Annotated in this window: 17 protein-coding genes; 10 read left to right on the forward strand and 7 right to left on the reverse strand. The window is 60.9% G+C overall.

Annotated features, from left to right (window positions below; translation table 11 throughout):
* Nucleotides 1-9 precede the first annotated feature (9 nt).
* A complete protein-coding gene (gene glgB / locus GRI32_RS05250) occupies nt 10-2175 on the reverse strand; it encodes a 1,4-alpha-glucan branching protein GlgB (RefSeq protein ID WP_160590122.1) in 2166 nt (721 codons plus the stop codon).
* The gene (locus tag GRI32_RS05255) at nt 2172-4586 is read right to left on the reverse strand and encodes a glycogen/starch/alpha-glucan phosphorylase (RefSeq protein ID WP_160590124.1); all 2415 of its coding nucleotides are present in this window, start codon (nt 4584-4586) and stop codon (nt 2172-2174) included. Before GRI32_RS05255 ends, glgB begins: the two co-directional genes overlap by 4 nt.
* 268 nt (nt 4587-4854) lie before the next feature.
* Here GRI32_RS05255 and GRI32_RS05260 point away from each other — a divergent pair, with 268 nt between their 5' ends.
* From GRI32_RS05260 to GRI32_RS05280, 5 genes are all read left to right on the forward strand, one after another.
* Nucleotides 4855-6471, forward strand: a complete 1617-nt coding sequence (locus GRI32_RS05260) for an alpha-amylase family glycosyl hydrolase (RefSeq protein WP_160590126.1) — start codon at nt 4855-4857, stop codon at nt 6469-6471.
* A gap of 685 nt (nt 6472-7156) precedes the next feature.
* Nucleotides 7157-9613, forward strand: coding sequence for a G8 domain-containing protein (locus tag GRI32_RS05265; protein ID WP_160590128.1), 2457 nt, complete (start codon nt 7157-7159; stop codon nt 9611-9613).
* 377 nt (nt 9614-9990) lie between these two features.
* The gene (locus tag GRI32_RS05270; protein ID WP_237437383.1) at nt 9991-10308 is read left to right on the forward strand and encodes a hypothetical protein; all 318 of its coding nucleotides are present in this window, start codon (nt 9991-9993) and stop codon (nt 10306-10308) included.
* Between the two features lie 104 nt (nt 10309-10412).
* Nucleotides 10413-10739: a UrcA family protein gene (locus GRI32_RS05275; protein WP_160590130.1), complete on the forward strand. Its 327-nt coding sequence runs from the start codon at nt 10413-10415 to the stop codon at nt 10737-10739.
* Nucleotides 10740-11016: 277 nt separating this feature from the next.
* The gene (locus tag GRI32_RS05280; RefSeq protein ID WP_160590132.1) at nt 11017-12582 is read left to right on the forward strand and encodes a sulfotransferase; all 1566 of its coding nucleotides are present in this window, start codon (nt 11017-11019) and stop codon (nt 12580-12582) included.
* Nucleotides 12583-12683: 101 nt separating this feature from the next.
* Here the strand turns inward: GRI32_RS05280 and GRI32_RS05285 are convergent, their stop codons facing one another.
* From GRI32_RS05285 to GRI32_RS05305, 5 genes are all read right to left on the reverse strand, one after another.
* Nucleotides 12684-15041, reverse strand: coding sequence for a TonB-dependent receptor (locus tag GRI32_RS05285; RefSeq protein WP_237437384.1), 2358 nt, complete (start codon nt 15039-15041; stop codon nt 12684-12686).
* Between the two features lie 234 nt (nt 15042-15275).
* The gene (locus GRI32_RS05290) at nt 15276-16280 is read right to left on the reverse strand and encodes a sterol desaturase family protein (RefSeq protein ID WP_419866759.1); all 1005 of its coding nucleotides are present in this window, start codon (nt 16278-16280) and stop codon (nt 15276-15278) included.
* Between the two features lie 333 nt (nt 16281-16613).
* The gene (locus GRI32_RS05295) at nt 16614-17540 is read right to left on the reverse strand and encodes a Vgb family protein (protein ID WP_160590138.1); all 927 of its coding nucleotides are present in this window, start codon (nt 17538-17540) and stop codon (nt 16614-16616) included.
* A 31-nt stretch (nt 17541-17571) separates the two neighbouring features.
* The gene (locus GRI32_RS05300; RefSeq protein ID WP_160590140.1) at nt 17572-18585 is read right to left on the reverse strand and encodes an MBL fold metallo-hydrolase; all 1014 of its coding nucleotides are present in this window, start codon (nt 18583-18585) and stop codon (nt 17572-17574) included.
* A gap of 17 nt (nt 18586-18602) precedes the next feature.
* Entirely contained in the window at nt 18603-19697 is a 1095-nt protein-coding gene (locus tag GRI32_RS05305; protein WP_160590142.1) for an MBL fold metallo-hydrolase, read from the reverse strand.
* A 211-nt stretch (nt 19698-19908) separates the two neighbouring features.
* Between GRI32_RS05305 and GRI32_RS05310 the strand changes: the two genes are divergently transcribed.
* From GRI32_RS05310 to GRI32_RS05330, 5 genes are read left to right on the forward strand one after another with little or no spacing between them, the layout of a single operon-like run.
* Nucleotides 19909-20994 carry a putative urea ABC transporter substrate-binding protein gene (locus tag GRI32_RS05310; RefSeq protein WP_160590144.1) on the forward strand — a complete coding sequence of 362 codons (1086 nt, stop codon included), beginning with the start codon at nt 19909-19911 and terminating at the stop codon, nt 20992-20994.
* 42 nt (nt 20995-21036) lie between these two features.
* Entirely contained in the window at nt 21037-21852 is an 816-nt protein-coding gene (locus GRI32_RS05315; RefSeq protein WP_160590146.1) for an ABC transporter permease, read from the forward strand.
* A complete protein-coding gene (locus GRI32_RS05320; RefSeq protein WP_160590148.1) occupies nt 21849-22667 on the forward strand; it encodes an ATP-binding cassette domain-containing protein in 819 nt (272 codons plus the stop codon). Before GRI32_RS05315 ends, GRI32_RS05320 begins: the two co-directional genes overlap by 4 nt.
* Nucleotides 22668-22680: 13 nt before the next feature.
* Entirely contained in the window at nt 22681-23190 is a 510-nt protein-coding gene (locus GRI32_RS05325; RefSeq protein WP_160590150.1) for a CopG family ribbon-helix-helix protein, read from the forward strand.
* Between the two features lie 44 nt (nt 23191-23234).
* Nucleotides 23235-24008: an urea amidolyase associated protein UAAP1 gene (locus GRI32_RS05330; protein WP_160590289.1), complete on the forward strand. Its 774-nt coding sequence runs from the start codon at nt 23235-23237 to the stop codon at nt 24006-24008.
* Nucleotides 24009-24019: the final 11 nt, after the last annotated feature.

Raw genomic sequence — 24019 nt, forward strand, 5'->3', positions numbered from 1 at the left:
CCCGTTCTGTTATTCTGTAAATTCCAGCATGATCGTAGCCAATGGCGGAAGTGTGACATGCGCCCCGCCATTCTGCGCGTTCACCTCTCCAAGATTGCCTTGTCCGCCGCCGCCATAGGCCAGCGCATCGCTGTTCAGCACTTCGCGCCAGCTGCCATCATGCGGCAACGGCAGGTGGTAGCCGGTGAGCAGCTGCGGCGTCATATTGCTGATGATGGCGATGGGCGGCTGGCCGGGACATTTCCGCAGCCAGGCGAACACCGAGTTCTCACTATCGTCGGAGATCAGCCATTCGAAGCCCTCACCCTCGCAATCGCGGGCGTGCAGGGCCGGCTTGCCGCGATACAGATGGTTGAGATCGCGCAGCAAAGCGCGCACGCCCGCATGCGTCGGCGCATCCAGCAGGTCCCAGTCGAGCGCGCGGTCCTCTGCCCATTCGCGCCGCTGGGCAAATTCCTGCCCCATGAACAGCAGCTTCTTGCCGGGATAGGCCCACATCATCGCGTAATAAGCGCGCAGATTGGCGAATTTCTGCCAGTCGTCACCGCTCATCTTGGTCAACAGCGAACCCTTGCCGTGGACCACCTCGTCATGGCTCAGCGGAAGGACGAAATTCTCCGAAAACGCATAGACCAGCCCGAAGGTGATTTCCGCATGATGGTGGCGGCGGTGGACCGGATCGCGCGCCATATATTGCAGCGTATCGTGCATGAAGCCCATGTTCCATTTGAAGCCGAATCCCAGATTTTCCCTGGGACCCTCTTCATAGGCCGGCTGCGAAACGCCGGGCCATGCGGTACTTTCCTCAGCCACGGTCAGGAAACCCGGGTGGCTGCCATAGACCGCGCGGTTCATGGCGCGCAGGAAATCAACCGCCTCCCAGTTCTCACGGCCACCTTCGGCATTAGGAATCCATTCCCCCGCCTCGCGCGAATAATCGCGGTAAAGCATCGATGCGACCGCATCCACGCGCAGCCCGTCGACATGATATTGCTCGGCCCAGAACAGCGCATTGTTGACGAGGAAGGATGACACTTCGCGCCGCCCAAAGTTGTAGATCGCGGTGTTCCAGTCCGGGTGGAAGCCCAGCTTCGGGTCCTCATGCTCATACAGCGCAGTGCCATCAAAATGCGCCAGCCCGTGTTCGTCGGTGGGGAAATGCGCCGGCACCCAGTCAATCAGCACGGAAATTCCCGCCCGGTGTGCGCCGTCGACAAAACGGGCAAATCCGTCCGGTGCGCCGAACCGTGCACTGGGCGCGAACAGTCCGGTGGTCTGATACCCCCAGCTGGGATCATAAGGGTGTTCGGAAACGGGCATGAATTCGATGTGGGTAAAGCCCATGTCCGCCACATAGGGGATCAGCGTTTCGGCCATCTCGTCCCAGGTCTGGAACCAGCCGTCGGCGTTTCTCTGCCATGATCCGGGGTGGACTTCGTAGATGGAAATCGCCTCGCGGCGCGGGTCGACACTGGCCCAGTGGGCCCGGTGCGCGGCGTCGCCCCAGTCGGGCTTTGCCGGGCGCGCGGTGAGCGATGCGGTCTTGGGCCGCAGTTCGGAGGCAAAGGCAAACGGATCTGCCTTGAGCGGCAACACCGTGCCATCGGGGCCGGTGATGCGGTATTTATAGGCGCTCCATTCGCCGATATCGGGAATGAAGGTTTCCCACACGCCGATATCCAGCCGCCGCCGCATCTGATGGCGCGCCGGGTCCCAATCGTTGAAATCGCCGACCACGCTGACATGGCGCGCATTGGGGGCCCAGACAGCGAAATGAACGCCTGCTGCACCTTCATGCTCGATCAGGTGGGAACCCATCTTGTCGAACAGGCGAAAATGCGCGCCCTGGGCAATCAGCAAATCGTCGAGCGGCCCCAGCACCGGCCCAAAGCTGTAGGGGTCGCTGACCCACCAATTGTGCCCGCCTGCCTTGCAGCGATATTTGACCGGCTGCGGCTTGCCCTTCAGCCTGCCTTCGAACAGCCCGCGATCATCAACCTTCGCCATCTTGCCCAGGAACCCGCCCCGCAACGAGAAGGCATTGGCCTCCTGCGCGCCGGGCAGCATGACCCGTGCAAAGGTTCCCTCAGGTCCGGAATGCGTTCCCAACAGCGAAAAGGGATCGGCATGAGTGCCAGAAAAGAGCGCCTCTATTGCCGATTCAGGTGGCTTCACATGACTCCCCAGATCTCTCGCGCATATTCCGAAATCGTCCGGTCGGAGGAGAACCAGCCGACATTGGCGATATTGTGTATCGCCTTCTTGCGCCAGCTTGCCTGATCGGTCCACAACTGATCGACAGCGCGCTGGCACCCGGCATAGGCATCGAAGTCAGCCGCCACCATGAACCAGTCATGGTCATACAGGCCATCCATCAGTTCACGATATCGCTCCGGCTCCCCGGGGGAGAAGACACCGTTGGAAATGGCATCGACCGCCTGCAACAATTCGCTGGAGTTCTCGATCACGTCGCGCGGATTGTAGCTGTCCAGCCTGCGTGCAGCCACTTCATCCGCAGTCAGGCCGAAGATGAAGATATTGTCGTCCCCGACCTTGTCCTTGATCTCGATATTGGCGCCGTCGAGCGTACCGATGGTGAGCGCACCGTTGAGCGCGAACTTCATGTTGCCCGTGCCCGATGCCTCCATCCCGGCGGTTGAAATCTGTTCGGACAGATCGGCAGCCGGGATGATCCGTTCGGCCAGCGTGACATTGTAGTTGGGAATGAAGACGACCTTCAGCAGCCCGCCGACAGAAGGATCGCTGTTGATCCTGCGGGCGATGTCATTGGCCAGCTTTATGATCAGCTTGGCATTGTGATATGTGGGCGCTGCCTTGCCGCCGAAGATCTTGACCCGCGGCACCCAGTCCTTTTCCGGGTGGCTGCGGATCTGGTCATACAAGGCCACCGTCTCGATCAGGTTGAGCAGCTGGCGCTTGTATTCATGGATGCGCTTGATCTGCACATCGAACAAAGCATCGGGATCGACACGGACCCCGGTCAAAGCCTTGATATGGTCTGCCAGCACCAGCTTGTTGCTGCGCTTGACCTCAGCAATCCGTTCACCCAGCTGGGCATCGCCTGCCAGAGCGTTGAGGTCCTGCAGCTTCTCCGTATCGTCAAGAAATGCATCACCGATGGCATCCTTGATCACACCCGTCAGGCCCGGATTGCACTGCATCAGCCAGCGCCGGGGGGTCACGCCATTGGTCTTGTTGTTGATCTTGCCAGGATAGAGCTTGTGCAGATCGCTGAAGACGGTTTCCTTCATCAATTCCGTGTGCAGCGCGGCCACGCCATTGACGCTGTGCGCCCCGGCAAAGGCCAGGTTGGCCATCCGCACGCGGCGTTCCCCGCCCTCGTCGATCAGTGAAATGGCGGAGATCGCCAGATCGTCCAGCCCCGCCTTGCGGGCATCGCGCAACACGCGTGAATTGATCGCATAGATGATCTGCATGTGGCGCGGCAGCAACCGTTCAAACAGGGGCAGCGGCCAGCTTTCCAGAGCCTCCGGCAAAAGCGTGTGATTGGTGTAGGCGACTGTCCTTGAAGTGACGTCCCACGCCTCGTCAAATTCGAGGCCGTAGTCATCCACCAGCAGCCGCATCAGTTCCGCAACGGCCACCGCGGGGTGGGTATCGTTAAGCTGGATCGCGGCCTTGTCCGGCAGTGTGCGGATGTTCTTTTCATACTGGATATGGCGGCGCACGATGTCCTGGATCGATGCGGAGGAGAAGAAATACTCCTGCCGCAGCCGCAATTCCTGCCCCGCCGGTGTCGAATCCGCAGGATAGAGCACGCGCACCAGACTGTCCGCCCTGGCATCGCTTTCCAGCGCGGCCACATGGTCTCCGGCGTTGAAAGCATCGAGCCTGATCGGATCGAGCGCATGGGCGGTCCACAGGCGCAGGGTGTTCACCCGCTTGCCGCGCCAGCCGACCACGGGCGTATCCACCGCGCTTGCCTCAATCACTTCATCGGGATGCCATTTGACCCCGCCATTGGCCTCCACCACTTCGCCGCCAAAGCCGATATGATAGGCGCTTTCGCGGCGGTCGAATTCCCAGGGGTTACCGTGGCTGAGCCATGTTTCGGGCAATTCCACCTGCCAGCCGTCGTCAATACGCTGGCGGAACATGCCGTTCACATAGCGAATGCCATAGCCGTATGCCGGGATATCCAGACTGGCGAGGCTTTCCATAAAGCATGCGGCCAGTCGCCCCAGCCCGCCATTGCCCAGCGCGGCATCGGGCTCCAGATCCTCCAGCACGGCCAGGTCCAGCCCGTGCTGTTTCAGCGCCTGTGCCATTTCATGCGTCAGGTCCAGATTGCTCAGCGCATCGCGCAGCAGCCGTCCGATAAGGAATTCCAGACTGAGGTAATAGACCCGCTTGCCGCCATCGGCATAGGTGCGGCGGGTCGATTCCATCCAGCTGTCGATGATCTTGTCACGCAGCGACAGAACCGTGGCGGTATACCAGTCATGCGGCTTGGCCGCGCGTTCGTCCTTGCCTACGCGGTGACGCAGCACATCGATGATGAGATCCTGAATTTCAGGGCTAAGCGATACGGGACTGGTGGACATTCGCCACGCTCCTAAAAATGCCCGGGGCGCGTGTCCCGTGCAGGTTGCAGTCCTCTCCGCTCTATTCCCGGCTTGTTGCTGAACTGATTATACAACCGGCCCGCGCCGCACCTGCCGGATGGTGCGACCATCATCTGGTAAGGCCGGATTCGCAAAACGACAAGCGCTGCTGACGCCGTTCAATACGCAAATTGTGCATTGCAGCAAAACACTGTTCACAGCGGAATTTCGTGATATTGATTGCTGCCCTGATCCAAAGGAGGCGCGAATGGCGTCACTGCGCGAAAAGTCGGCTCCTCCATGGTGGCGCGGAGCCTCGATCTACCAGATTTATCCACGCAGCTTTCAGGACAGCGATGGCGACGGCGTGGGCGATCTGCCCGGCATTGCCGGCAGGCTGGACCACATCGCCAGGCTGGGTGTGGATGCCATCTGGATTTCGCCCTTCTTCACCTCGCCAATGAAGGATTTCGGATATGATATTTCCGATTTCCGCGGTGTCGATCCGATCTTCGGCAGGATTGAGGATTTCGATGCGCTGGTGGCAAAGGCGCATGCGCTGGACCTGAAAGTGATCATCGATCAGGTCTATGCGCATAGTTCGGACCAGCATCGCTGGTTCGCCGAAAGCCGCAGTTCTCCCCAGAGCGACAAGGCTGACTGGTATGTGTGGGCCGATCCCAAACCCGACGGGACTCCGCCCAACAACTGGCAATCGGTGTTCGGCGGACCGGCCTGGACCTGGGATGCACGCCGCGGCCAGTATTACATGCACACATTCCTGAAGGAGCAGCCGCAGCTGAACCTGCACAATGTGGAGGTTCAGGATGCCCTGCTGGAAGTGGCGCGGTTCTGGCTTGAACGCGGGGTTGACGGGTTTCGCCTCGATGCGCTGAACCATGCGATGCATGACCCCTTGCTGCGCGACAATCCGCCAGTGCCGGAAGAACCCGGCGTACGGCGCAGCCGGCCGTTTGATTTCCAGATCAAGCTGCACAGTCAGTCGCAGCCAGAAATGGTCTATTTCGCCGAGCGGATTCGCGGACTGGCCAATGAATATGGCGCCATTTTCACCATGGCCGAAATCGGCGGGGACAAGGCGCTGGAAGAAATGAAGGCGTTCACCACCGGCGATCACCGGCTGAACAGCGCCTATGGCTTTGACTTCCTCTACTCCCCCGAACTCACCCCAAAGCGCGTGGCGGAAGCCATGGCGGGATGGCCCGGCGATCGCGGCGAAGGCTGGCCAAGCTGGGCGTTCGAAAACCACGATGCGCCGCGCGCTGTCTCGCGCTGGTGCAAGACGGAACAGCCGGAGGATTTCGCCCGCGTCAAGATGGCCCTGCTGCTTTGCCTGCGCGGCGACCCGATCATCTATCAGGGCGAGGAACTGGGGCTGGAGCAGGACGAGGTCCCCTTCGAACTGTTGCAGGACCCGGAGGCCATCGCCAACTGGCCGCTGACCCTTTCGCGCGATGGCGCGCGCACGCCTTTTCCGTGGACGGACGAGCCGGGCGGAGGATTCTCTGATGCCGTGCCCTGGCTGCCACTGGGCGACGCCAATCGCGCGCGCGCCGCCAGCGTGCAGGTGGGCGAGCCGCAATCGATGCTGGAAACCACCCGCCGGCTGCTGGCCATCAGGCGCGATACGCCGGAGCTGCGGCTGGGCAGTTTCGACCTTGTCCGGGCGACCAAGCACGTGCTGGTTTTCCACCGCGAACTGGCGGGGAGACGCGTTGTGTGCGGCTTTAACCTGGGTACAGCCGATGTTGATCTGACACTGCCCGGCGGCCCATTCTCCACCCTCGCCTCAATCAACGGCGGCACCTCCACCATGCTGCCGACGATGTCCGCCTATATCGCAAAGTCAGCTGGATATTCCTGAACCGGGCACGCCCGCCCCAGGGGGAACGAGTGCCGACAACCTAAAGGCAACGTAAAGGCATAGAGCGCACCGGGCCCGTTTGCATGCAGCCACCTCCAGCATGTTCGCTGGTCCATATCTGCGGTGGCGGGTCGCCTGCTCAGGACCATATATCGCGCGCCCGTGTCAGCGTTTTCGTCGACTTTCAGCAGCACCACCGTCTCGCCATCGGCGCAGGTGGCCTCCCGCTCCTGCGTTCAGTGCCCGGTCAAAGCTCTTTAGGCGAGATTGTCGAATTCGGCCTGGATCTGCTCGGTACCGAAGGCGAATTTCATCAGCCTGCCATGCGCATCCAACACGGTGATCCGGACCGCCCCTATACCTGCATGCCTCGCCCCTCTTCCGGGAGCATGCCGACGGGCGGATACAGGACCTGTTACAATCAATTACAAAAACCCTCGAAACACAGCTGATAGGGACCTTGGCAAACAGACCTATCTGTTGCAGGATCGCCTGAATAAAAAGAGCGGGACACATAGTCCCGACCGAGGGGATAATCGTCATGGCCAAGCAGTCTCGCCTGCTCCTTTTTTCGTCGCTTCTTCCTGTGTCACTTGCGCTGGGCGCAGGCTCCGGAGTTGCTGCCCAGGAGAACCACGCCCACGCCGCCATGGAAGAGCCAGCGGCTCCTTCAGCAGTCAGGTCCTTGCGCTGGTCCGATCCCGCCACCTGGCCGGACGGCAAGGTGCCGGGCGCAGGCGATGCCGTCACGATTGCCCGCGACATGGACGTTCTGCTCGACGTCAATCCGCCCGCGCTGCGCAGCCTGACGGTAAATGGCAAGCTCCGCTTCTCGGACGATCTCGACATCAGCCTTGAAACCGAGTGGATTTACGTACCCGGCGGCGAACTTGAGATTGGCACCGAAGCCAGGCCGCACACGCGCAATGCCACGATCACGCTGACCGACAATGTCCCCGGCGAAGACATCAACACCATGGGCGATCGCGGGATCATGCTCATGCGCGGGACGCTGAACCTGCACGGCAACCGTGAAAACAGCTGGAGCAAGCTCGCCCGCACTGCCGAGGCCGGCAGCAGCGAAATCGAGGTGCTCGACGCCAGTGGCTGGCGTGCAGGCGACGAGATCGTCCTTGCCTCAACCGACTTCAATCCCCGCCAGGCCGAGAGGCGCCACATTGCAGCCATCAGCGGCAACAGGCTGACGCTGGATCAGCCTCTCGAATACATGCACTTCGGTGAGATCACCTTCGGCGTGGACGAGCGCGGCGAAGTGGGCCTGCTGACGCGCAACATCCGCATTCAGGCATCGGAGGATTCCGAGAGCAATTACTTCGGCGGGCACATCATGGCGATGGTCGGGTCCGAGATGTACGTCGATGGGGTCGAGCTGACGCGCATGGGCCAGCACATGAACCTGGCGCGCTACCCGATCCACTGGCATCTGATCGGAGAGGGTCAGGGGCAATATGTCCGCAACGCGGCGATCCACGACACCTTCAGCCGCTGCGTGACGGTGCACGGCACCAACAATGTGCAGGTTGAAAACAACGTGACCTTCAACACCGTGGGTCACTGCTTCTTTCTGGAAGACGGGATCGAAACGGGCAACCAGTTCGTCCGCAACCTCGGCATCCAGACCAAGTGTCACCCGACACTGCCGTGCCAGCCGACAAACCTTGTCCTGGCGCATCAGTCCACCGAAGGGCAATCTGCCGAGCATATCCTGATCCCTTCGGACAATACCGTGTCCACTTTCTGGATCACCAATCCTGACAACATCTACCGCGACAACGTGGCCGCGGGGTCGGACCAGATCGGCTTCTGGATGGCCTTTCCCACACATCCGACCGGCCAGTTCGAAGGCACGGAGATCAGCGCCAACACCTGGCCCGGACGGACAAAGGTGCGCGAGTTCAGCGGCAATGTCGCCCACTCCAATTTCGATGGATTCCTGCTCGACCGCGGCCCCGGGCCAGACGGCAGGTTCGGTATCGCCGGACCCAACCTTACCAGCTACGCCGATCCAACCGATACGAACAGCGGGCTGGTGGTTTCGGTGTTCGACAATTTCACCGGCTACAAGAACCGCAACGGCGCCATCTGGGGGCGCGGCGAGTACCACTTGTACACCAATCTGAAACTGGCCGACAACGCCATCGGCTTCACCCATGCGTCCGGTATTCCGGGTATTGCCCCGTTCACCTCACGGGTAGTCGACTCGCTGTTCGTGGGAGAGAGCGCCAATATCGGAAACCCAAGCACGCCCGAGGAAGTGGCCTATGGCCGCAGCCTGCCGGCCGCATCGGCGGACTTCCCGATCCGCGGCTATGAATATTACGATTTCCACCACGAAGTGGTGAACACAACCTTCGTGAACTACGTATCCAACGACCTGCGCGATGCAGGTGCGCTTTCCTACCTGCTGTTCACCAGCTTCGGCATGAGCACCGATAACTCGGTCGAGGGCCTGACATTCGTCAACGCCCAGCCGGTCAGCTTCCCCCCGATCCAGCGCCGCTGGGCGTCCGACTATGGCCGCAGTGCGGCCTACCGAAGCGCGGCGTTCCGTGATCTGGATGGCTCGATCGGCGGCATTCCCGGTGCCTACATCGTTATCGACAACGGCATCGCGTCGGATGAGGAAACTTGCGAAATCAAGGCGAGCTGGAATGCCGCCATCTGCGATGCGGACATCGGCCGGTTCAGCATCGCCGGCAATTTCAGCGGGTTCGAGAGTGGCCCGATTACCGAACCGATCATCCTGCAGCGCAGGGGCAAGCGGTTCGAATATACCGGGGAAACCACGATCGGCTCTGACGCCGAAGTACGGGTCGAGACGTCGCGGGATGCGCTGTCCCTGACCCTGACCGAAATGGATGACGGCTCGTCGGTGATTTTCGAGTTTCCCGGGTTCAACGCCGCCACCGGGGGCGTGGAAAAGCCCAGCCTGGCGGCGCTGCGGGAGGCCAGCGAAACCTCCTGGTTCAAGGATGGCGACACGCTGTGGGCCAAGCTCGTAGTCGACAACGATGCCGGCCTGACGGCTGCAAGCGGGGGCAATGCTCCCCCCGGCTTCGGCGCCCGGGCTCTTCCCGTGGGTGCCCGCCTCGATGTCGGCAAGGAAGGCCTCGGCGGCTGAAGGAACCAGAGCCCCTGCGCAAGCCGGGGGGATGGGGTGACAGGGTGGCAGGAGCACCGGGCGACGGTTTGTGAAAATTCGCCCAGAAATCCGCGTGCCATGCCCGCTGCCGAATATTACGCTTGACCAATTTAGTGTTATCTGTAGCTTCGTCTCCAGGTTCTGGAGAACCATATCAATGGGAGAGTGTCAGCAAATAGCGCGCCTGTTTCAGGCGCGTTGTGAGGAGACTCTCGATGCAGCGCAGTGCAATCTACCGATCCCTTCTCTCGCAAACCCTTCAGCATATGCCCAAAGCGGCGCGAAGCCCTATTCTCCGCAAGCATGGGATAGTGCTGGCTGGCGCGGTCGCGATCTGCAGTGCCGCATCACCCGCATTGGCAGAACGTGAACCCAGCACGAAACTGGTGCGCTGCGGTGAAGAGAGCTGCCTGCAGATTTCCGGTTATCGCGATGATCCGGCATCGATCGTAAGGCTCAACGGCGAAGTCGTGACCGCCGATGGCGGGCAGGACTGGCAAGTTCGCCTGCCGATCGAAACAGTGCGGCAATGGTCCGCCCCCAATGCGCGAACGATCGAAGTCTCCCTGCTTGACCCGGAGACGGCGCAAGTCACCTCTGCCAGCACCAGCCTTCCGATCGGCCTTCTGGGCGATATCTCCAGCCTCGCTTTCCTGGAAGTCAGGTCTCCGTAAGCCCTTTTCTCCTGTAGTTGATCCTTGTCAGCCGACTGGCGCGTGCATATGTGATCCATAGCCGCCGCAGAGCGGTAATAAGTAAAACGCAGGAGAAAACGACGATGAAAGCAGGTCTTTTGGCCTTGGCTGCGTTCGCGATTGCGGCGCCGGCCATGGCAAATACTACGCAAGATCCCTTTGTTCAGGAAAGCGCGATGCTTCGGCTCGACGGGCTCGACCTCGCGACACAAGCGGGGCAACGCAGCCTCGCCATCCGTATGGACGCAGCCGCCCGTGCGGTTTGCGGCGATCGGCTCGAGAATGTGCACCTTTCCCTGGCCGCGAGCGCGCGCCAGTGCCGTGCAGAGGTTCTCGCAGACATCCGCGACCAGATCGAAACCCGGATGGCAGCGAACACCGCGCACGAACAGTTCGCCTCCAACCGCTGAGACCTTCGGCCGGGCAAATGCCCGATTGCAGGTTTGAGCGAGGTTGAAAACTGGCTCTTCAAACTTCCATGGTCCGGCGCAACCCCGCCGGACTATGGACGGTTTTGCCGCTCGCCGCCCGCCATCATAAGCGGGTCCGCGCGGGATATTGCGTTGCCTAACCGGCAAGGCGCAAATATGCTGGGCGAATGGAGCCATTCGCAGCCAGAACGCGGTCGCTGGACCAAGATCACACCCTGAAAATTCACCATCTGCGCAGCTTGCTGGCAAGTGCCTCGTGACGCTTGAAGCGCGAGCGAGGGCTGCACTTGGGCGAGGCGATTTTTCACTGGCAGCGGATACCGCCAAGTCTTTGATTCTTCAGGACAAGGATCAACCAGAGGGCTATTTCCTGTTGGGAATTGCGACTGCCGAGACCGGCCAGATTGGCAAAGCGGTGCCGCTTGTCCAGGCGGCGGCCGTGCGTGGGCCGAAGGCGGAATATCTGGCCCAGCTGGCCAGGCTGCTGATCCTTTTGCGGCGCGATGGCGAAGCCGCCGATGCTGCACGCGAGGCAATGGCGCTGGCGCCCGGCGATGCGCGGACTTTCGATACGATCGGCTGCGTTCTCACCCGGCTTGGTGACCATGAGGGTGCGATCAAGCCCTTTCAATGCGCGGTGGCGGCAGAGCCGGACAACCTCGATTATCGATATAATCTGGCGGCAGCGAGCAGCTATACCGGCCGGGTGGCCGAAGCCGGTGCGCAATATGAGGCCATTCTCGCCGCGGATCCCGGCAATGCGCGGGCGCATTATGCTGTCGCCATTCTGTCTCGCCAGACAGCAGATGCGAACCACGTAACAAGGCTCAAGACCGCCCTTGCCGAGGCCCGCGAACCTGGCGAGGCACTGCGCATCCGCTATGCGCTGGCAAAGGAACTGGAGGACATCGGTGACCCCGAGGCGTTCGGGCACCTGTCTGCCGCCAACAGCGCACACAAGCTCTCGCTCCGATACGATTTTGCCCAGGACGCCGCGATTTTCGACGCGATCGAGACCGTTTTTGCGCAGCGCAACAGTGCTTTGCATCAAGGCGGGGGCAATCCCGATGACGCGCCAATATTCGTGATCGGCATGCCCCGAACAGGCACGACGCTCGTCGACCGGATCCTCTCATCTCACCGCGATGTGGTGTCGGCGGGAGAGTTGCAGGCCATGCCGATTGCCGTGAAGAAGCTGGCGGGAACGCCATCGCGCACTGTCATCGACAGGGAGACGATCATGGCAAGCGCGGCCATCGACCCGGCCGCTATCGGTGACGCCTATCTCGCGCAGGCCCACCATCACCGGCCCCGGGGCACCGCACGCTTTACCGACAAGTTGCCGGCCAATTTCCTGTACGCAGGACACATCGCGCGGGCGCTGCCCAATGCCCGCATCGTATGCCTGCGCCGCAATCCGATGGACACGGTGTGGAGCAACTACAAGAACCTCTTCGCCAGCCGGTCCGCCTATTACGCCTATTCCTATGACCTCATGGATACGGCCCGATATTATGCGCGCTTTAGCCGCCTGATGGGCATGTGGGAGAGGCTGTTTCCAGGCCGCGTGCTGCAGCTGTCCTACGAACAATTGGTGGCCGATCAGGAAGTGCAGACCCGGCGCCTGATCGAACATTGCGGCCTTGGATGGGACGCGGCCTGCCTCGCATTTCATGAGAACGCCGCTGCGGTTGCGACACCCAGCGCCGCGCAGGTCCGCCGCCCGCTGAATGCCGATGGCGTGGGCAAGTGGCGTATCCACGAGGAGGCGCTGGCGCCGATCCGGGACTGGTTTACAGAGCAGGGCATCGCGCTGGACTAGCCGCTGTTTGCGCCGCTGTTTGCACCAATTTTGCACATGAAATGGGGCGCCTGCCGATGTCCGGCAAGCGCCCCGTTCCTGCTCAATGGGTAGTCAGCCTGTCAGAACCTCACGCGCCCTTCGATGCCAACGGTACGCGGAGTAAGCACCGCCTGCCGATAGTAGCGCACCGCCACCCCATCATTCACGCCGATCCGCGACCGGTCATTGGCGACCGACACGACCGCATATTTGTCGAAGATGTTGTTGGCGAACAGGCTGATACTGTAGTCATCCATGTCATAGGTGAGCGATGCGCGGTGGGTGACATAGCTGGGCAGCAGGTCGCCATAGGCACGGTCCCAGCCGATCCGTGAAACCACACTGCCGCGGTAGGTTGTGGTCCAGTTTGCGATCAGGTCGCCATCGGCAAGCGGTGTCATATAGGTCACGCCCAGACTGCCGGAATTCTTGGCAGAGCCCGGCAGGCGGTCACCTGACAAGGCATCAAGCTGGCTGAAGCGGTTGTCGTAATTATTGGGCGTCGTGCGAATGGTGATGATGCCCGGCACGTCCTCGGTCAGGATGGCGTCCGTGTAGGAATAGGTGCCCTGGATCGTCAGCTCGGGCGTGGGGCGCAGCTGGAAAGACGTCTCGAAGCCCTTCGACCTGGCCGAACCGCCATTCACCGTGATGCCCGTGGCACCGTAGAGCGTGGAGGAGTCGACCTGGATGCCCTGCCAGTCGATGTGGAACACGTTGAAGCTGAATGACAGCAGCCGGTCGAACAACTGTCCGCGAATACCCAGTTCGATGTTCTTGGTCGTGTCCGGGCCATACTGCAATTCATCCGGCAGAGCGCAAATGATCTGCTGGCCGGGCGTGATGTCGGCCGGACACGGAGCAACGCGGTTCGGGCCGCCGATGCGATAGCCCTTGCTGTACGTGCCATAGACCATCAGATCCGGTGAGAATTCATATGAGGTGTTGAGCTTCCACACCCAGCCATCCTTCGCCGCATCGCCACCGTTGGCAGGCAGGTCGTACGGGCTGAGCGGGTCACCCAGAACCGGCAGCGCAGCCGCCCCGGCAATGGTCGAGGTGTATTTGAAATAGCGCGCACCGGCAGTGACCTGCCATTCCGGCGTGACCTCCAGCGTGCTTTCACCGAAGATCGCCTTCTCGGTCACCTTGGAAGTGATGTAGCTCACATATTCCAGAGCTTCCGGGTTGGTCGTGGGATCGACCCAGGGATGGTTCGGGATGCGTTCGGCGTAGTCGCTCTGATACTTGTTCTCGTTGTAAAAGCCGCCGAGAACCCAGCTGACCGGCCCGCCATGCGCCGATACGAGGCGCATTTCGGCATTGTTCTGGTCCCGGTTTCTCTGGGAGTCGGTGTAGCCGGCGAAAGCCGGGAACAGCTCATAATCGTAATCAAGATCAAGCAGCAGATCGGTCACGTCGGCGCTGTCGTGGAACTTGACCTTGGTATGGGCGACGGTGGCCACCACATCGAAGATGTCGGCGACATTGGCATTGAGTTCGGCGCTGAAGAGATGCGCGCTGCGCTCCACCGGCTCGATAAAGCGGCTGGCGTTTTCATATCGTCCGGTTCCCAGAACGCCCGCACTGTTCGACTGCGCGCCATCGGTGGTAGTCCGCTGATAGGCATAGGTAAGCAGCAGTTGCAGGTCTTCGGTGGTCTGGAGCAGCATCTGGTTGCGCGAGGTGAAGGTGTGTTCGAAGTTCACATCATCTTCGCGGTGCAGGTTCGCTGCGTAACCGGCATCCGAAATGCTGGTGGGGCCGTCCGGCTGGGGCAGCGATACGCCCGGTTCATTGACCAGCAGCGGATAATCGATGAACCCCGCATTGGAATAATAGCCGGTGGCGGTTCGAAAGGCGATGTGATCGCGCACGATCGGCAGGTTGAGCATGCCGTCAGCCTGAAAGCCGATGTCACCGCTATGTGACATGAAATAGGTGCGGCCATGCGCAGCACCTTCGATATAGTCGGTGTTCGGACGGTTGGGGATATAGCGGATCGCGCCGGCCAGCGTACCCAGGCCATAGAGCGTACCCTGCGGCCCCAGCAGTGTCTCAACGCGAGCGATGTCGATCAGCTTGAAATCGTAATAGAGCGGAACTTCGCCAAGGTAGATGCCCAGCGCGTCATCGTAAATCGCTCCGCCGTCGCCTGTGTCGGATGCGTTCAGGCCGCGCATCACCACTGTGCCGGTCGATCCCGCGCCGGTGTCCGACACCGTCAGGCCGGGGGTGAAGTCGGCAATGTCGCGCAGGTCATCGATGCGCTGGCGATCCATCTCTTCTGAACCGAGCGCGGAAATGTTGATCGGCGTGTCCATCAGCGTCGTGGTGCGCCTTGTGGCCGTGACGAAGATGGCATCATCGGTCACGGCTTCGGTCGTCGCCAGTTCCTGGGCAAAGGCGGGAATGGCGGTGATGGCGCTGGTGAACATAGTCGCCGAGAGCATCCCGAGTCTTAGTTTTGCGCAATTTCTCATTGTCGTTAGTCCCTCATTTAGGTTGAATTCCCCCGCACCTCGGCACGCATGCCGAAGTCTGACGAATTCTATTTGTGGATGCTTTGAGCTGCCCGCTTACCGTTATTCGGGAATTACGCTCTCGTTTATGTATCTGTTGACGCGATCCCGTCTGATTATTTTAATTTGCACTCCTATGGCTGGCACTTCTCAAGTATCGGCCGATGCCGACTTGCTCCTTTTTGCATTGTATTTCTGGATCAGCGGCTGAAACGGGAACAGGAACTGCTCGTAGATTGTCAGCCGCCTGCGCTCATCCTGGCCCACAATCTCGGACTCACCTTCACGATAGGTGCCGAAGATCCGGTCGAGCAGGATCAGCGAGTTACCGTAGTTGCAACGCGTGTCCTCATAGCTCAGCGCCGTGTGATGCAGGCTGTGATGCCGGATCGTGGTGAAGACGTATGAGTAAAACACTGGCGGGTCCGAGCGGACATTGGCGTGCGCGAAGACGGAAATCACGCTGAGCACGTTGATGCCGCAGAACAAGGCGACCGTATCGAAATCGAACAGCGCAATAACGCTCAGGCTGATCAGGAAGAGTTCGATGGGATTGCCCACCGCCCCCTTCATCGCATTGAGCTGGGTAATGTGGTGGTGCGGCGCGTGGGTCAGCCAGGCCGGATACCAGTCGTGCATCAGCCGGTGCATCCAGTACTGACCGAACTCAATCAGGAAGACCACCAGGGCGACCTGCAACAGGAACGGCATGGCCAAAACCCAGGGCGTGGCAATGCCGAGCGATTCCTTGAGCGAGACAAGCGGCTGATCGGCGAAGGTCTGCGCCGCCCACGAGATCGCGGTGGCCATCAGAATGACGTAGAAAAGGTCGGTGGCGAATTCCTTGCGGTTCAGGCGCCAGCTCTTGTGGCGTTCGAGAACCTGCTCCAGGCCCAGCACGAAGAAGGTGATGGCTGCGCTGGCGACGACGAGCGACCATTCGCTTTCGGTTATCGACCTGGGAAGAAGCATCCAGCTCAAGACGACAAACACAAGCGTCGCAGGTGGCACCAGATTGATGAGGGTCCGCTTTAACGGACTTTCCCTGGCCTTGTCGGCCATGAGTTCGCTGGCTGAATTCTCGATGGAAGCCGACACAACCTCAGCAGCGCAGGCATCCTCAGGGGACGTATAGCTGGCCGACGGTCGATCCATAGACAATCTCCATATTAGGCCGAAAGCCGGCCCAATCCTGCAGATCCTCTTCCCCTGTTTCTGTCGTTCTCTGTGGCGACAAGGGAAAATGTATAGATATTACGGAATGCGTCAAGAGTATTAATCAGGCTTTTTGCTGCAACTGCGAATAAGCTTCGCAAGTGCGGGAATCATTGAATTTTTGGTCCTCTTTGGCGCTTCTTTGGCGCTGCATTCCGGCCATTCCGACATCCCCGTCATGCTCCCGCGTCATCCAGATGCAACAAGTGCAGGCGATGATTGTCGAATCATGCCCGGGGCCAGGAGACGCTGTCAGCTGGCCCCGGGGGTGCATCATTTCCTGGTCCACCAGGTCAGTGTTTGAACATCATGCGCGCTGGTCCAGATGCCGTCCGGCGTGTAGCGCAGCGCGCCGCTGCCCTCGGCGGCGCCGACACGCGCGAGGATTTCCATCGTCTCCGCATCGATCTCCACGAATGTCTGGTCATCGGTCGTGCGCAGCCAGACCTTGCCGCCGCCAGTATCGATATCGCCCCATTTAAGGTTTTCGCCGACGGTCACGCGATCGGTCACTGCGCGAGTGGCCGGATCGATCCGGGCAACCGTGCCTGCACCCTGCTCCTGCACCCAGACCGCGCCCTCGCCTGCGGCAAGGAAGCCGGGCATCTCGCCCAGCGATATCGTATCTGTCACGGTATTGGTTGCCGGATCGATCCGCTGAAGTGACTGCCCCTCTCCGCTAACGGCCCACACAACATCGAAGCCAAATGCGAGATAGGTTGTACCGGGTGCGACATCGATTGAGGCGACCACCGTATTGGTTGCGGGATCGATCCGCGAGATCTTGCCCGCCGCCTGATCCGGAGCCCAGACGGATCCCGCGCCAGCGACGACGTTCTGCTCCCCGCTCGGCCCGATGCCGGCGGGAATGGTTGCGACCACCTGCGCCGTGACCGGATCGATCCGGTAGACTTCGCCACCTTCACAATTGCCGACCCACAGCGAGCCTTCGGCCATCGCCATCGTGCCGCAGGGGCGGGCAATCTCCACCGCGGCCAGCTTGCCGTCGGTGGACCATTGTTCAATGCGGCCATCGTTGGTGGTCCACACCGTATCCCCGTCAACCAGCAGGAAATCGGCAAAGCCGGGCACCGCCATGGCGTTTTCGGTGAAGGGAAGCGGGGTGGCTTCCGGCACCTCCGGCGTTTCCGAAGAGCACGCTGCCGTACACAGCAAGGCGAGAGCAACGATCTGTTTCATTAAGGTTCTCCTGCGGCGAGCCTGCCTTGGCTCAACTGTAACGGTATGGATTGACATCGATGGTGGTCATGCTGCGCGTCTGATTGCAGAGGAACACGGTGCCGGTGAAATAGATGCCCGGCTCGGTAATCGTCTTGGCATAGTCATATGCCTCGCGAAGTTGCTGCAAGGTCATTTGCACCGGCGCCTCGTCGGGCTGATAGGTGACCCCGTAGGGGTAGTCCTCGCCGTCTTTGCTGATCTCCACATGGCAACCCATGACATGGGTCACGGGATGGGTATCAACAAACTCGATCAGCCGCGTCATGCTGTCGAACCACGGTTCCCAGAAGCTGATGTAGCAGCGCCCGCGATAGAACATGTCGCCGGTGTAGAGGATCTGGGTGTAGCTGTCGTAATAGGCGAATTCCGAGACCACGTGGCCGGGCGAACCCCAGATAAGAATCTCGCGCCCGCCCAGGTCGAGCGTCACACGCTCCTCCGGAAAATTGGTCATGCCCCAGAAGCCGACCATCTCCTCATGGGTCAGGCCCATATAGCGCGTGCGGGGACGGTCCGCGAACTGGTTGGTGGCGGCATAGTGGTCTGCGTGAAGGTGGCTGAAGGCGACCAGCAGTTCCATGCTGGCAGGGTCGCGGCCATTTCGCGCGCACCACTCGTCGATACATTCGTCGACGACGCCGCGCAGATCCCAGTCGTTGCGCAGCTGGGTAAAGCCTTCGTCGAGCAGGAGTACCCGGTCATTGCCGAAATAGAGCGGTGCGAACGGCGCTTCGTAGCTGTAGGCCTTGTTCTGCCTCAGAATGGCGGTGTGCGCATTGTACCAATGGACGTGAACGGGCGGATCGGTGTTGTCCATGCAGGACGACGAACCGCATATCCACCGGTCGGGGAAGCTTCCGGGTGCGGGCAGATTGCTCTTGAAATCGATGTCCTGGGCGCGCGTGGCGGCCATTGCTGCTTCGCTTCGGGTCGTCAGCGCTACGCCTGCCACCTGAGTGACGGCGATCGCCGCGTTGTATGAAATGAAGGCACGACGGTCCATGATGGTCCTTTCAGTCGTCAGAAGGGTCGGGGCGCTTCAATATTGGGCACACCCTCGGGCCAAACCTGCGACCTCTGATCGGGGCTGACACCATTGAAGAGCACGAAATCGGGCCGGATCAGCATCGTCTCTTTCCCGGCGATCTCACGCGCGTGGTGCAGTGCCTCTCCAATCAGGTCGGGCGTCATTTCCAGCACCCGCTCATAGGGTTTGAAGTTCCTGAAGCGCGGGTAGTACTTGCCCGGCAAGAACATCATGTCGATATGACCGCCGAGCAGCCATTTGACCGGATTGCGCGCGGCAAAGGCAGTCAGCCGTTCCAGCGACGCCACAAAGTCGCGATCATTGCTGATGTTGATCCGGCCCGGAAACAGCAGGTCGCCGGTGAACAGGAAATCACAATAGGGATCGTAGAAGCTCACCCCGTCCTTGTGCGAGCCGGGTGTGGGGATCACTTCGATCACGCGGTCGCCCAGATCGATATGGCCACTGCCCGAAGGCCAGCTGGCGCTGACGCCATAATGCAGCTTCATAAGCTCCAGCGGCTTGGGAACGATCATGGTGTCCGGCCGACCGGCAAACTGCACCAGCCCCTGGTTCTGCGCGATATCCTCGGCCGATGTCAGCGCAACAGTCAACGGCACGCTTGTGCGTCCGCGTGCCTGACCCCAGCGGGTGACGATCGCATCCACCGTCTCACGCAGCGGATAATGGCTGGCATTCGCGGTCGCGCCGGTATCGATCAGCAGGGCGCCATCGTTGCCGAACAGCAGATAGGTGAAAGGCGCTTCCCAATGCACGCAGACGTTCTGCCGCATGACGAAAGTGTCCTCATTATATTGCACCACCTGCACCCGCGGATCGCGATTTGTGGCCGCGACGTTGGAGCCATATGTCCAGCGAAAGGAGAGACTGCCCGCCGCCGCCTCTTCGCAGGCATAGTCATGCACCACAGGCCCGGCGCCATGCAGCGGCACGGCGGAATCGGTGTTGCGTGCGCCGACCGGGTTATATCCCAGAACCGGATTGCCATTGGGATAGCTGCGCGATGTCGCGGATTGCGAGTTACCGGACAGGGCCGGATTGTAGCTGGATGTGGGCGACTGAGGCATCGAATACTCCGAGCAAGGCCACCAGATCGGCGGCGCGCGTAAGCCTTCTATGCAAGCCCTCCCAGGCGATTCGTGGTGCTGGCGCAACTGCTGCCGCCCACGCGAACAACTGCCTTCATATGGATATTACGAAAAATAACAATGGTAATACATTTCCGATGGACAATGCGTTGGTTTGCGGCAATGCTGCAAGTGCGAAAGGAAACCAACCATGCTCAACAAGATCCGTCGCGCGGGGGCAGTAGCGATACTGGCATGCGCCTTCGTCATAGCGTCTTGCTCACCAACAGCCGAGGAAACAGCAGCACCACGAACCGAGTTCAGCATCGGCTGGTCGATCTATGCCGGCTGGATGCCCTGGGCCTATGCCGATCAGGCCGGCATCGTGAAGAAGTGGGCCGACAAATACGGCATTGAGATCAACATTGTGCAGGTCAATGACTACGTCGAGTCGGTGAACCAGTATACCGCCGGTCAGCTTGACGGCGTGACCGTTGCGAACATGGACGCCCTCACCATCCCCGCAGCGGGCGGGAAGGACACCAGCGCAATTATCGTCGGCGACTATTCCAACGGCAATGACGGTATTCTCCTGAAGGGCTCCGACAGCCTCAGCGCAATCATGGGGCGACAGGTCTATCTGGTCGAGCTTTCGGTATCCCACTATCTGCTCGCCCGCGGGCTCGAATCGGTCGGCATGTCCATGACTGATGTCAGGACCGTCAACACCTCGGACGCGGATATCGCCAGCGCCTTCACCTCGCCCGACGTGACCGCCGCAGTCGCCTGGAACCCGCAGCTCTCGACGATGAGGCAGACACCCGGCGCGAACGAAGTGTTCAGTTCCGCTGATATCCCGGGCGAGATTCTTGACCTTCTGGTCGTCGACACGGCGACGCTCCAGGCCAATCCCAACCTCGGCAAGGCCCTGGCTGGCATCTGGTACGAGACGACCGCATTGATGCAAAGGCAGGACGAGCAGGGCAGAGCGGCACGTGCGGCGATGGCCGAGCTTGCCGGTACAACGCTCGAGAATTTCGAGGGCCAGCTTGCAACCACTTATCTCTACACAGAGCCGCAGGCGGCAGTCGCGGCCACTTCGGACGCGGCGCTGATCGAGACGATGACGCGTGTGCGCGACTTCAGCTTCTCGCAGGGACTGTTCGGCCAGGGGGCAAGTTCTGCCGATGCGATCGGCATGGCGTTTCCGGGAGGCAAGACCCTGGGCGATCCGGATCACATCACCCTGCGTTTCGACGAAACCTACATGCAAATGGCCGCAGATGGGGCCTTGTGACCTGCTGAAACTGGCTGACAGCAAGATCCTGATCGGAATGTTATGCGCTGGGTGAACCGTAACATAGGGCGCCGCAACAGCCTGCTCCTCGGCGCCATTCCGATCCTGGTCCTGTTGATGGTTTATCTGGTGGTCTCTGCTGATCGCCACGCGATCAATCCCAGCGACAAGATTTTGCCCATTCCCGGCGCCATGGTGCAGGCCATGTGGGGGCTGGTGTTTGAACCGGATCGCCTGTCTGGCAGGCTCCTGTTCTGGGCAGACACGTTCGCCAGTCTGCAGCGTCTTGGCCTGGGGATAGCCATCTCCACGCTGGCCGCTCTGATCGTGGGGATATTGCTGGGCATACTGCCACCTGTCCGCGCGACCTTTTCCACGCTGGTGACCGGCATCGCAGTTATCCCGCCAATCGCATTGCTGCCGATACTGTTCATTGCCTTCGGACTTGGGGAGACCGCCAAGGTGGCGCTGATCGTCATCGGCGTGGCGCCCTTCATGATCCGCGACATTGCTGCCCATATGGCCGCCTTGCCCAGAGAGCAGATCGTCAAGGCGCAGACACTGGGCGCAAGCACCTGGCAACTGATCCTGCGGGTCGCCCTGCCCCAGGCCATGCCGCGGCTGATCCAGGCAGTGCGCCTGTCGCTTGGTCCGGCGTGGGTCTTCCTGATCTCGGCAGAGGCGATCGCCTCCGATATCGGGCTTGGATATCGCATCTTCCTGGTCCGCCGCTATCTGGCGATGGACGTGATCCTGCCTTACGTGGCGTGGATAGCGCTGCTCGCCGCGACGACGGACATTCTTCTGAACTGGTCCAGTCGCCGCCTGTTCCGCTGGGCTCATGGAGCAAACCATTGAACGCGCTGCTCAGCCTCCAGAACGTTTGGGTCGAATATGGCGACAAGGTGGTCCTGGAGCGGATCAACCTCAATATCGAGGCGGGCTCCTTTGTCTCGATCATTGGCCCGTCAGGAGCAGGCAAGAGCAGTCTGCTGCGCGTGCTGCTGGGGCAGGAAGCGCCGACCAAGGGGACCATCCTGCTCAACGATGAGCCGCTCAAACCCCAATGTGAGCCTGACCGCGGCGTGGTGTTCCAGCGGTATTCGGTGTTTTCCCACCTGACGGTTCTGGGCAACACCGTGTTCGGTCTCGAATGCGCGCAGGCTCCGCTGACTGCACGATTGTTCGGCGCGCGCCGCCGGGCTGCCGAAGCAGAGGCGGAAGAGATGCTGGCGGCTGTTGGCCTGAGCGACAACCTGCATCTTTACCCGGCCCAGATGTCTGGCGGTATGCAACAGCGTCTGGCAATTGCCCAAGCGCTGATCAAGCGGCCCAGACTCCTGCTGCTGGACGAGCCGTTTGGCGCGCTTGATCCCGGCATCAGGGCCGACATGCACGCGCTGATAACGCGCTTGTGGAGCGATTATTCGCTGACCGTCGTGATGGTAACCCACGATATCGGCGAGGCATTCTCGCTCGGCACGCGCGTTTTGACACTGGACAAGGCGCGCCATGATCCGCACGCTCCGCACCGTTACGGTGCCACCGTCGTTTACGACCTTCCGCTCAAGAAGCAGGCCACCGTCGAGGCCGGAACTTGCGTTGACAATGGCGCTGAGAACGGCCCGGAAGTCAACTGCATTATTACAGTTGACGAAACTCGTAATAATTGAGAGGAGGAACAATATGGCTACCGAACCCACCAGTCTCGCCAGGCTCAGCATGAGTCTTCCGGCAGAGCTTTCCCGACAGCTTGACGTGATGGTTGAAGAGCGCGGCCTGCCGTCCCGTTCGCAGCTGATCGCCGAGCTGATCCGTCATGCGCTGGCGGACCATGAGGCACTGACCCGCCCCAAAGGCACGCTGGCCGGGACCATTACGCTGGTTTATCGCGGAGACCGCGCAGGCGTGCGGCAGCAACTCGCCACAACCCAGCTTCACTATCTGAAGGAAGTCATCTCCTCGCAGCACGTGTTTCTCGAGGACGACCAGTCACTCGAAGTTCTGCTGGTACAGGGTCCGGCTGTCCGGCTGGAGGCTCTGTGCGATGCCTTGCGCGGAATTCGCGGCGTCCATCAGCTGCAACTCGTCACCACGACCGCCCTGCTGCCGCCGCTGCACGAGCAGGATCAGGCAACCGGCAAGGATGACGAGGCCCCGGGCAGGGACCGATCCCGCAAGGGCATGGCTGCGTGACAGCACTCGCCGATCCCAAAGCGGCACGCGATCATGCCCGCGCGATGGGGGGCACGGTCGTCGAAGCCATGCCCGCGCTGCCCCCCGTGGCCGACGACCTTCCCGCCGATGTCGATTGCGATGATCTGCTGTGGGAAGAGACTGTCGCGGCAGGCGGTTATGCCACGCGCAGGCTGGCGCGCGGCACCCGGCTGCGGATGATCGACCTGGCAGGCGATGCATGCGCCTCGCTGCTGGTCTTCAACGCCGAAATGCCGAGTGAGCGCCTGAATGTCGCGGATACGGTCAAGGTCCAGTGGAATGCCTATCTCGGCGCGGGCAAGCTGTTACTGTCCGACATGGGCCGCGTGTTGCTGAGCATCGTGGAAGACGACGCACAAACCCACGACACTTTTTGCGGCACCTCCAACGCTGCGACCAACGCAGCCAAATATGGCGAAGGCAGTAACAGCGGCGCCTGCCCCAACGGCCGCGACCGCCTGCTGCTCGGGTCCGCCAAGCACGGGCTGCAACGGCGCGATGTCCACCCTTGCGTCAACCTGTTCAAAGGCACGCGGATCGAAGCGGACGGGACCATCGTTCCGCTTGTCGGCCCCTTCGCTGCCGGGCGCACCGTGCTGCTGCGCGCCGAAATGGACGTGATTATCGTGATCGCCAATTGCCCGCACGTCCTGGATCCGCGCGAGGCGTGGACCGTCACGCCCCTGCGCCTTTCTGCCTGGCGCGGCGCCGTGACAGGCGAAGACGATCCCATTCGCACCGCAACGCCGGAGGGGTTGCGTGCCTTCCAGAACGTTGAAGACTATTTCCGCCGCTAAGTAGGAAGACT

Origin of the sequence: Alteraurantiacibacter aestuarii, assembly GCF_009827405.1 — a bacterium.
GTDB lineage: Bacteria > Pseudomonadota > Alphaproteobacteria > Sphingomonadales > Sphingomonadaceae > Alteraurantiacibacter > Alteraurantiacibacter aestuarii.